Here is a 316-nt window from a genome sequence, read left to right on the forward strand (position 1 = left end):
ACCCAGCCGTCGATGAGGTTGCCGGTAGCGTCATTGAGCAGGCCATCCAGGCGATACCAGTTGCGGGCCTTTTGTTCACCTGCGGCAGGGAGCTGGATTTTCCATTCGGCGCGCAGGCTATCCAGCAGGCTTCTGGGAATCAGCAGGTCGTCGGCACTGTCTTTGCCGGCATCCTGCAGAGTGGGTGGTGTGGCCTTCTTGTAGCTGTCCTGGTGGCTGATGACGCGAGTGCCCTTGGCCAGTTTGAGCCAGGTTCGCTCGCTCTCCGGCAGTTGCCGTGCCCAGTCGCGGCTGTCGGCGAGGAACTTGACCATGT

Annotated in this window: 1 pseudogene; it reads right to left on the minus strand. The window is 61.7% G+C overall.

From position 1 onward, the window contains the following. A pseudogene (locus IB273_RS31315) lies at positions 1–316 on the minus strand (hypothetical protein); the annotation flags it as partial.

The organism is Pseudomonas sp. PDM19 (genome assembly GCF_014852215.1).
GTDB lineage: Bacteria > Pseudomonadota > Gammaproteobacteria > Pseudomonadales > Pseudomonadaceae > Pseudomonas.